This is a genomic window from Microbacterium sp. P2_F9 (assembly GCF_056403635.1).
Genome location: NZ_JBFUFC010000017.1, coordinates 26,244 through 34,689, shown reverse-complemented (window position 1 = coordinate 34,689; position 8,446 = coordinate 26,244). Strand labels below are relative to the sequence as shown.

Below are 8,446 nucleotides of genomic sequence, written 5' to 3'. Positions count from 1 at the left end.
TGCCAACGGACTCGGCTACCTCGCGGACCGGCCCGCGCAGCTGTTCATCGTTGCCGCTCCCGCGACGGACGCCGAGCCGTTCTACGAGCCCGCAGCGTGGGTGCAGCCAGAAGGCGACACCGCCCCGAAGAAGCCGGTGATCGCCGATGAGCCCCGCCAGCTGACCACGGGGAACGCCTCGCACTCCGGTATCGCCTTCGCCGGCGCCGAGATCGTGACGATCCGCGAAGAGCTCGAGATCGGGCGCCGCGACCTGCGCACCCCGGTGATCGCGATCGCGGTCGACGGCAGCGGCGAGCGTGAGCTCGTGCCGCTGAACGCCGATCTCTCGGTCGAGGATCTCGCGGTCGCCGCAGACGGCACAATCGCCCTGCTCGCCCATGACGCCGGACCGGAGGGCACCGACTTCGTTGCGTCGAGCACCGCGCTCTGGCTGATCGACGGCGAGGGCGTCCGCCTGATCACCGATCCCGAAGCGCTCGATCTCGGTGATAGCCACATCACCCCGGTCGGCGATGACTTCCTCGTCCAGCACAGCAGCCGAGGCCGCGTGCCGCTCATCAGGGTCTCCCGCACTGGCGAGGTGAACGAGGTGCTCGGCGGCGATGTCGAGGTGAACGGCCATGCCGCCGCCGCGGGCCGGATCGTCGCGGCGCTGGCACGACCTGACTCGTTCGGCGAGCTCGTGCTGGTCGAGGGCGATGGCAGCCGCACGCTGACGGCTTTCGGCGCCGGGGCCGCGGCATCCGGGATCRTCATCCCTCGCGAGCTCAGCGTCACCGGCCGGGACGGCTATCCGGTGCACGGCTGGGTCGCCCGCCCGGAGGGCGAGGGGCCGTTCCCCGTCATCCTGCAGATCCACGGTGGGCCCTTCGCCTCCTACGGCATTCATCTCTTCGACGAGACGCAGGTGCTGGTGGACGCCGGCTATGCCGTGGTCTACAGCAACCCGCGCGGCTCGGCGGGCTACGGTCCGGCACACGGACGCGCCATTCGCCAGGCCATGGGGACTGTCGACTTCACCGACGTGATCGACTTCCTCGAGGGCGCGATCGGCGACGACCCGTCGCTGGACGGCGGCCGGGTCGGGATCATGGGTGGGTCGTACGGGGGCTATCTCACCGCGTGGATCATCGCCCACGATCACCGGTTCGCCGGCGCCATCGTGGAGCGCGGCTTCCTGGATCCGATCTCATTCCAGGGCACCAGCGACATCGGCTCGTTCTTCGGCGATGAGTACGTCGGAACCGCGGCGGACGACATCATGCGGCAGAGTCCGATGGCCGTCGTGGAGCAGGTCACCACCCCGACCCTCGTCATCCACTCCGAGCTCGACTACCGCTGCCCGCTCGAGCAGGCGACACGCTATTACGCGGCCCTGAAGCGCCAGGGAACCCCTGCCGAACTGCTCGTCTTCCCCGGTGAGAACCACGAGTTGACCCGGTCGGGACAGCCGCGGCACCGCATCGAGCGGTTCGACGCCGTGCTGGACTGGTGGCAGCGGCACCTTCCGGTGAATTGACGGCAGACATGCGAAAGGGGCTCCGGACGAATCCGGAGCCCCTTTCGTATGCGTCGATCTAGAGGTCGCGGCCCGAGAACTTGAAGGCGCGGACGACCTGGATGATGCCGAGCACGATGAGCGCGATGCCCAGGAGCCACCAGAGGACGGCGACACCGTAGAGCGGCGTGAACAGCAGGACGATACCGGCGATGATGCTGATGATCGCGAAGGTGATCGTCCAGCCCTTCGACGCGGCGTCGCCGAGCGTCGACAGCGACACGACTCCTTCGACGATCCACAGGATGCCGATCAGGATGCCGAGGAACACGCCGAACCAGGCCGTGGCGGCCTGCAGGTTGAGGAAGGCGTAGATGCCGGCCACGATGAAGAGCAGGCCGAGGACGATGTGGCCGATGCGGGCCCACCCGCCCTTGGACTTCGAGAAGATGCCGAGCCCGCCGTAGACGAGTCCCGCGGCGATCGCGTAGATCGCCACGATCGCCGTGACGACGATTGCGGTCTTGCCCGGCCAGGCCAGGATGAGGATTCCGAAGATGATGGAGAGGACGCCACCCACACCGAAAGCGGTGCGGATGCCGTTGATCGCCGACTTCTCGGCAGATGATGAGGTGGACATGGAGTCCCTTTCTGAAAGTTCCCTGGGAGGTTGGAACCAGCCTAGACCTCCCGCGCGATACCCCTCGAACGATCGGGGGAGTGTTGCGCGAGGTGTCACCCTCCGTCATCACCCCAGCAGGAGCGTCGCGAGCAGCAGAACGGGCACGCAGCCGAGGGTGGTGAGGAACACTGTGTCGCGGGCGATCGTCTCGCCGACGCCGTAGCGCTGGGAGTAGTTGAAGACGTTCTGGGCCGTCGGAAGGGCTGCGAGCACGACGACGATGAGCACCTGATCCCGAGGCATACCGAACACGAACGTGCCGAATGCCCACGCGATGACGGGCATCACCACGAGCTTGAGGACCGTCGCCAGTACGACATCACGACGACGGCCCGACGCGGCGAGCACGCGCTGCCCATGGAGCGAGATGCCGTAGGAGATCAGCAGCACCGGCACGCACGCGTTCGCGATGAGGATCGCCGGCTGCAGGACGATCGGGGGCAGGTCGATACCGGACACCGACACGAGCGTTCCGAGCGCCGCACCGATCACGATCGGATTGCGCAGTGTCCGCAGGACGGAGCGGCCCAGCGACCCCTGCCCGGACGTCGCCGCCTCGAGCAGGGTCATCAGGATCGGGGTGAACACCAGTATCTGCATGAGGATCACGGGCGCCGGGAAGGCGGCCGAGCCGAGCAGGTAGAGCGACAGCGGAATGCCGATGTTGTTGGCGTTCACGAGGCCCGCCGACGCCGCCCCGATGACCGTCTCGCCGCGGGGGCGCCTCCAGAGCAGCCGGGCGAACACCGCGAACACGGCGATGACAATTGCCGCCGCGATCGCCGACACCGGCAGCAGCGCCGAGAAGAGCGTCCGCACGTCAGCCTGCGAGAGGACCACGAACAGGAGGAAGGGAGAGAGCACGAAGAAGGTCAAGCGGCTGAGCACCGGCCGGGCATGCTCGCCCAGCAGATCGATCCGGCCGATGATCCAGCCGACCAGGATCGCGAAGCCGACGACTGCGAACCCGGTGAGCGATTCGATCATGCCGAGCGCGCTTTCACCAGGACGGATGCCACGGTCCCAGGGTAGCGAGGCATCCACTCGCCATCAGCCGCGATCTGTCGCAGCCGCACCACGCTTCGCTAGCCTGAACGCGAGTGCCCCACGACCGAGGAGCTGCCATGGCGATATTCACCCGCGGATTCGGCGCCAGACGCCGCGAGTCCGACCCGCGCATCCCGCCCGGCCAGTACCTCACCGAGGACTTCCCTGTACTGTCGGCGGGCCCGACGCCCCGGATCGACCTGGGGGAGTGGCGGTTCACGATCCGCACCGAGAAGGGGCTCGACACGACCTGGACGTGGGATGAGTTCCAGGCGCTGCCGATCSAGGACGTGCACACCGACATCCACTGCGTCACGCGCTGGTCGAAGCTCGGCACGTCCTGGCGAGGGGTGTCGCTCGACACGCTGCTCGAAGCCGTCGACAGCGACGTCGCCTATGCCATGGCCCAGTGCTACGGCGGCTACACGACGAACGTGCCGCTCACCGATCTGCTGGGCGGGAAGGCCTGGATCGCGTTCGAATTCGACGGCAAGCCCCTCGATCCGGAGCACGGCGGCCCCGCGCGGCTGCTCGTTCCGCATCTGTACTTCTGGAAGAGCGCGAAGTGGATCCGGGCGCTCGTCCTGCAGAAGCGCGACGACCCAGGGTTCTGGGAGCAGAACGGCTACCACCTGCACGGCGACCCGTGGACCGAGGAGCGGTATTGGTGAGCACCGTGGCCGCAAGCGCTGTGACGTGGCGAGACGCGCGTGTCCTCGAGTCGATCCCCGTCACCGCGCACGCCCGCATCCTGCGCATCGCGGCACCCGGCTGGCCTGGGAGCCTGCCCGGCCAGCACGTCGACGTGCGCCTCACCGCGGAGGACGGCTACCAGGCCGTTCGCTCCTACTCGCTCGGGCTGGCCGGAACAGGCGACGTGATCGAGCTGGGCATCGACGAGGTGCCCGACGGCGAGGTGTCGCCGTACCTCGTCCATGATGTGCGCGCCGACGACGCCCTCGAGGTGCTGGGCCCGCTCGGCGGCTACTTCGTCTGGCACGCGGACGATCCCTCGCCGGTGCAGCTCATCGCAGGCGGCTCCGGCATCGTCCCACTCCGCGCCATGGTGCGCGCGCGGCTGTCTACGCCGAATGCGGCGCCTTTCCGGCTCCTGTACTCGACCCGATCCCGGGAGAACGCGATATATCGCGATGAGCTAGAGGCCGTGGACGACGGGGGAGTCGAGGTGGCGTGGGCCTACACCCGGTCGGCTCCATCCGGCTGGCCCGGTCGCGTCGGGCGGCTGGATGCGCAGGCGCTGGATGCCGCGGTCTGGCCGGTCGCCGACGATCCACTGGTCTTCGTGTGCGGCCCGACCGGATTCGTCGAGACTGTCGCGAAAGCACTCGTCGCGCGCGGGCATCCGCCGCTGCGCATCAAGACGGAACGATTCGGGGGTGCGTGATGGCGTTACATGAGGTGGTGCGCGTGGACGGGAATGCACTGGCCGGGATCCTCGCGCCGGTGTTCGCGGGTGAAGTCACGTCGATCGTCGGCAGGTGCCGGGAGTGCGGCTCGACGGCCCCGCTCGCCGAGGCTGTCGTCGAGCTCGATGACCTGTGCGCGATCGTCCTCTGCCGAGGCTGCACTCATACGCTCCTGACCGTCATGCGCGACCGGGACGGCGTTCAGCTGACCTTCGGGGCACTGGGGCGCCTGGACGTGCCGGAGGCGGAGTGACCGACGAGACCGAGTTCGCCCATCTCGCGCAGCTTCATGCGCTCGGCGAAGACCCGATCCCACCGGTCGTATCCGAGATCGCCGGCGAAGACGAGCCCGACCTGGTCTGGCGCAACGAACTCGGCGGGCTGACCTTCCAGATCGGATCCCGCTTCGTGAAGTGGAATCCGCGTCGCACCGGCATCGACCTGGAGCGGGAGCGRGAGCGGCTCGAGTGGATCGAGACACGGCATCCGGCCCCTCGGGTGCTCTCGTACGGCGCGTCCGAGGATGCGCAGTGGCTGGTGACGGCGGCACTGCCTGGCGTCTGTGCTGTGGGCGACGAGTGGCGGGCGCGACGGCCCGAGGCGATCCGGGCGATCGCGCAGGGGCTGCGGGCGATCCACGCGATTCCCATCGACGACTTTCCGGCGGCCTTCACCGCGCAGTCCTGGGTCGGGCGGAGTCCGCAGGCGCTCGGCGCGCGGCCATCGGTGGTCGACCCGGTGCTCGTGCACGGCGACGCGTGCGCGCCGAACACGCTCATCTCGGCATCCGGTCACTGGACGGGAAACGTCGACTTCGGCGACCTCACCGTCGGAGATCGCTGGGCCGACCTTGCGATCGCGTCGCTGAGTCTGGACTGGAATTTCGGCGAAGGTCACCAGGACGAGTTCTTCGCCGCCTACGGCATCACTCCCGACGTGGCGCGCATCCGGTATTACCGCGCGCTGTGGGAACTGGAGTCGTGAGAGACCGCCCCGATCACCCCACTCGGAATCGCCGATAATGCACATTATGTCAACTCGGTCGGCTGCCGCGCTTCCGACCGCTACGAGTAGATGTCTTTCCGATGCCCTAGCGTGACGACGACGATCAGGAGCAGATCATCCTCGATCGTGTAGATGATCCGGTAGTCACCGACTCGCACCCGGTAGCCGGGCCGCCCCAGCAGTGCCTTGGCGCTCGGCGGTCGCGGATCAACTCCAAGCAACGCAATCGCACCATGGATGCGCTTCTGGTCCTGTGGGTGGATTCCGCGCAACGCCTTGAGCGCCGCTGGGCGCAACTCGATCCGGTATTGGCTCACCAGCCGAGGTCCGCCTTGGCCTGCTCCCAGGGGATGTTGTCCCCCTCCTCCGCCATCGCTGCGTCGAACTCGCGGACATCTTCGGCATCCTCAAGAGCCTCGACCATCCGCGCATACTGGGCAGGCGCCACGACCACAGCCTGGACTTCACCGTGACGCTCCAGGAACACCGGCTGCTGCCGCGCCGCATCGATGACCTCGCGCAAGCGAGCTCGCGCATCGGTGATGTTCATCGAAGTCATGCTCAAACTGTACACAACTTACACTCTTCTGTACATAATTGTACTAACTCCCTGCAATCCACGTTGGGGTCTTGGTGGCGACGAGCCAGCTCAATCCGAAGGCGAGGATGTGCTCGGGCTCGATGCGTGCGGCCTCCCCGAGATAGCCCATCGCGATCGCCCGCTTTCCGCGGGCCCACTGCAGCCACGCGATCGCGCAGAGCAACGGAGGTCGCAACGGCGGCGGCACGAGCGATGCGATCCTGCGCAGCAGAGCGATCCCCTGCGCCATCCGCTGGACGTCCGGTGTCCGTCGCGTCTCGCCATGGAACAGTCGGATGATCTTCCCGCGCGGTATTGCGTCGGCCGCAGCGAGTTCGGCGATGTATTCGTCGGCGCTGAGCCCGCGCCGAGTCGCGCGTGCGATCAGGCGTGCGATCTCCAGCATCTGCTCCTCGCCGGMCCCCCGTCCGAACGCGATCTGCAGAGCGATCGTCTCGGGTATCGCCGGGAAAGTGCCCATGAAGGCGACCTGCGCGACCAATGCCGGCGAGAGTGCTTCCGGTTCGTCTTCCAGGCACGTCTCAAGCAGGGGGACGATCAGCGCAAAAGCCTCGACATGGGGAGGAACCTCGTCCAAATCGAACGCCGTTACCTGACGCATCGACACGGGGACGCTGCGCATGGGCAATGCGTCCACGATTCGGAGAAACTGATTCACCACCTCCGCGCTGACCGTGTCGTCTACAGCGGGGAGATGGAAGATGCCATCCGAAGTGGCGCCAGAAGGTGGGAGCATGCGGCCACTGTGAACGGGCGGCACTTGAACGCGAGGCGATGGGTGCTGATCTGTTGAGAGCTCCGTAGGTGTGCCGCCTGAGGAGGCGAGCGGGGCGGCATTTCCGAGTAATCGTCCGCGTCACGGACGAAGGCCGGCACAGCAACTCCCTCGAGGAGCGCCGTACCGGCCTTCGGTGAACTGACGGTCAGAGTCCTGCGGTGTCATCCGTCGTGCTGGATGCCGAGCGCGTCACACGCTCGTTCGCGACCGGGTCGACCGCGCTCCGCGTAACGACCTCAGTCCTGCGACGCCGCGCAAGTAGCACGATGCCGATCAGAGCGACCACGACGCCCGCGCCCATCAGGATGTAGCCGACGAGCTGGATGTTCACCCAGTCAACTTGGACATTCAGGGCGAACGCGAGGATTGCTCCGATCACGAAGAGGACGATTCCTGCGCCGATGCTCATGGATGATTCCTTTCAGCGGGTGCGGGGAACGGGCATCCCCACTCCAGGAATCGTGCCAGCGGGTCCCCCTGCGAGGCAGGGGGTTGACAACGACCAGCGAGGTCAGGATGCCTGGATGCGCGTCAGGATGTTCTGGATCTCGTCGATGAAGGCGTTGTAGCCGCCGATCGTGGCGGCGACCTGCTCGTCGCTGAAGTCCGCGCGGTCCTGCCGGATGGTGAGGCGTGTGCCCCCGGGGATCTCCTCGAGGTCGAAGAGGACGGGCAGCCCCGCGTAGGCGTCCGGATTGTCGGTGAGGGTCATCGCGAGGTGCGCCGGCGGGTCGACCTCGATGTACTCCCCCGCCCAGTTGATGCGATTGCCGTCCGGCAGGTGCATCACCGCGCGGAACCCGCCGCCCGGTCGCACGTCCATCGAGAGCGTGTCCTGCGGCACCTCGACCGCGGCGGTGCCGAACCAGACGGCGAAGTGCTCGGGCGCGGTCAGCGCCTCGAAGACGAGTTCGCGCGGAGCGGTCAGCTCGCGCGTGATCGTGAAGTAGTCAGCCATGGGGATTCTCCTTGTCGTGTGGATGTATTTCGGTGGATGGGTCGAGCTGCTGCAACGTATTCAAGTAGGCGTCGAGGGCGTCGGCGCTGTCGTTCCAGAAGCGCTCGTAGCCCTTGATCCAGCGGGATGCCTCGGCCAGGGGTCTCCCGGCGATCCGCGCGGGACGGAACTGCGCATCGCGTCCGCGCGTGACCAGCCCGGCCCCCTCGAGCACGCGAAGATGCTTCGAGACGGCGGCGAATGTCATGTCGAACGGTGCGGCCAACTCCCCCACCGTCGCCTCGCCCTGACTGAGCCGCGCCAGGATCGCCCGACGGGTCGGATCGGCCAGGGCGGAGAACGTCGCACTGAGCAGGTCGGTGGTCATTGCGGCGCTCCTTTGTATTCAACCTATCAGTACAATACCAGTCGGTTGAATAAACGTCAACAGTCTCCGCCGACGGTGTC

General features: G+C 67.1%; 13 protein-coding genes. 5 read left to right on the top strand and 8 right to left on the bottom strand.

Annotation, left to right across the window (positions count from 1 at the left end; translation table 11 throughout):
* On the top strand, window positions 1–1,522 hold a 1,522-nt coding region (locus AC1DVT_RS03440; RefSeq protein ID WP_477386533.1), incomplete at its 5' end, for an alpha/beta hydrolase family protein.
* A 58-nt stretch (window positions 1,523–1,580) separates the two neighbouring features.
* On the opposite strand, the gene AC1DVT_RS03435 is transcribed toward AC1DVT_RS03440, so the two are convergent.
* Window positions 1,581–2,141, bottom strand: a complete 561-nt coding sequence (locus tag AC1DVT_RS03435) for an HdeD family acid-resistance protein (protein ID WP_457098724.1) — start codon at window positions 2,139–2,141, stop codon at window positions 1,581–1,583.
* A 108-nt stretch (window positions 2,142–2,249) separates the two neighbouring features.
* Window positions 2,250–3,170, bottom strand: a complete 921-nt coding sequence (locus AC1DVT_RS03430; RefSeq protein WP_477386531.1) for an AEC family transporter — start codon at window positions 3,168–3,170, stop codon at window positions 2,250–2,252.
* Between the two features lie 137 nt (window positions 3,171–3,307).
* Between AC1DVT_RS03430 and AC1DVT_RS03425 the strand changes: the two genes are divergently transcribed.
* From AC1DVT_RS03425 to AC1DVT_RS03410, 4 genes are read left to right on the top strand one after another with little or no spacing between them, the layout of a single operon-like run.
* Window positions 3,308–3,901, top strand: a complete 594-nt coding sequence (locus tag AC1DVT_RS03425) for a sulfite oxidase-like oxidoreductase (RefSeq protein WP_477386530.1) — start codon at window positions 3,308–3,310, stop codon at window positions 3,899–3,901.
* The gene (locus tag AC1DVT_RS03420; RefSeq protein WP_477386528.1) at window positions 3,898–4,635 is read left to right on the top strand and encodes an FAD-binding oxidoreductase; all 738 of its coding nucleotides are present in this window, start codon (window positions 3,898–3,900) and stop codon (window positions 4,633–4,635) included. Before AC1DVT_RS03425 ends, AC1DVT_RS03420 begins: the two co-directional genes overlap by 4 nt.
* 23 nt (window positions 4,636–4,658) lie before the next feature.
* Complete coding sequence (locus AC1DVT_RS03415; protein WP_477386526.1) at window positions 4,659–4,910, top strand: DUF6510 family protein; 252 nt, start codon at window positions 4,659–4,661, stop codon at window positions 4,908–4,910.
* A complete protein-coding gene (locus AC1DVT_RS03410) occupies window positions 4,907–5,641 on the top strand; it encodes a phosphotransferase (RefSeq protein ID WP_477386524.1) in 735 nt (244 codons plus the stop codon). The genes AC1DVT_RS03415 and AC1DVT_RS03410 overlap by 4 nt, the downstream gene beginning before the upstream one ends.
* A gap of 80 nt (window positions 5,642–5,721) precedes the next feature.
* Here AC1DVT_RS03410 and AC1DVT_RS03405 read toward each other — a convergent pair whose 3' ends face one another.
* The 6 genes from AC1DVT_RS03405 to AC1DVT_RS03380 all read right to left on the bottom strand — a co-directional run bounded on the left by AC1DVT_RS03405 (window position 5,722) and on the right by AC1DVT_RS03380 (window position 8,366).
* On the bottom strand, window positions 5,722–5,979 hold the full coding sequence (locus AC1DVT_RS03405) for a type II toxin-antitoxin system RelE family toxin (RefSeq protein WP_477386522.1): 258 nt from the start codon (window positions 5,977–5,979) through the stop codon (window positions 5,722–5,724).
* Complete coding sequence (locus AC1DVT_RS03400) at window positions 5,976–6,212, bottom strand: type II toxin-antitoxin system Phd/YefM family antitoxin (protein WP_477386520.1); 237 nt, start codon at window positions 6,210–6,212, stop codon at window positions 5,976–5,978. The genes AC1DVT_RS03405 and AC1DVT_RS03400 overlap by 4 nt, the downstream gene beginning before the upstream one ends.
* Window positions 6,213–6,264: 52 nt before the next feature.
* Window positions 6,265–7,023, bottom strand: coding sequence for a hypothetical protein (locus AC1DVT_RS03395; RefSeq protein WP_477386518.1), 759 nt, complete (start codon window positions 7,021–7,023; stop codon window positions 6,265–6,267).
* 163 nt (window positions 7,024–7,186) lie between these two features.
* Window positions 7,187–7,450: a DUF6458 family protein gene (locus AC1DVT_RS03390; RefSeq protein WP_477386516.1), complete on the bottom strand. Its 264-nt coding sequence runs from the start codon at window positions 7,448–7,450 to the stop codon at window positions 7,187–7,189.
* Window positions 7,451–7,552: 102 nt separating this feature from the next.
* Window positions 7,553–7,999 (bottom strand): SRPBCC family protein, encoded by a 447-nt coding sequence (locus tag AC1DVT_RS03385; RefSeq protein WP_457098714.1) that lies wholly within the window; start codon window positions 7,997–7,999, stop codon window positions 7,553–7,555.
* On the bottom strand, window positions 7,992–8,366 hold the full coding sequence (locus tag AC1DVT_RS03380; RefSeq protein WP_457098713.1) for an ArsR/SmtB family transcription factor: 375 nt from the start codon (window positions 8,364–8,366) through the stop codon (window positions 7,992–7,994). The genes AC1DVT_RS03385 and AC1DVT_RS03380 overlap by 8 nt, the downstream gene beginning before the upstream one ends.
* Window positions 8,367–8,446: the final 80 nt, after the last annotated feature.

Excerpts from the sequence above, each read along its gene's own strand:
- AC1DVT_RS03385 (WP_457098714.1), bottom strand. The coding sequence starts at position 7,999 with ATGGCTGACTACTTCACGATCACGCGCGAGCTGACCGCTCCGCGCGAA.
- AC1DVT_RS03380 (WP_457098713.1), bottom strand. The coding sequence starts at position 8,366 with ATGACCACCGACCTGCTCAGTGCGACGTTCTCCGCCCTGGCCGATCCG.
- AC1DVT_RS03430 (WP_477386531.1), bottom strand. The coding sequence starts at position 3,170 with ATGATCGAATCGCTCACCGGGTTCGCAGTCGTCGGCTTCGCGATCCTG.
- AC1DVT_RS03400 (WP_477386520.1), bottom strand. The coding sequence starts at position 6,212 with ATGAACATCACCGATGCGCGAGCTCGCTTGCGCGAGGTCATCGATGCG.
- AC1DVT_RS03390 (WP_477386516.1), bottom strand. The coding sequence starts at position 7,450 with ATGAGCATCGGCGCAGGAATCGTCCTCTTCGTGATCGGAGCAATCCTC.
- AC1DVT_RS03435 (WP_457098724.1), bottom strand. The coding sequence starts at position 2,141 with ATGTCCACCTCATCATCTGCCGAGAAGTCGGCGATCAACGGCATCCGC.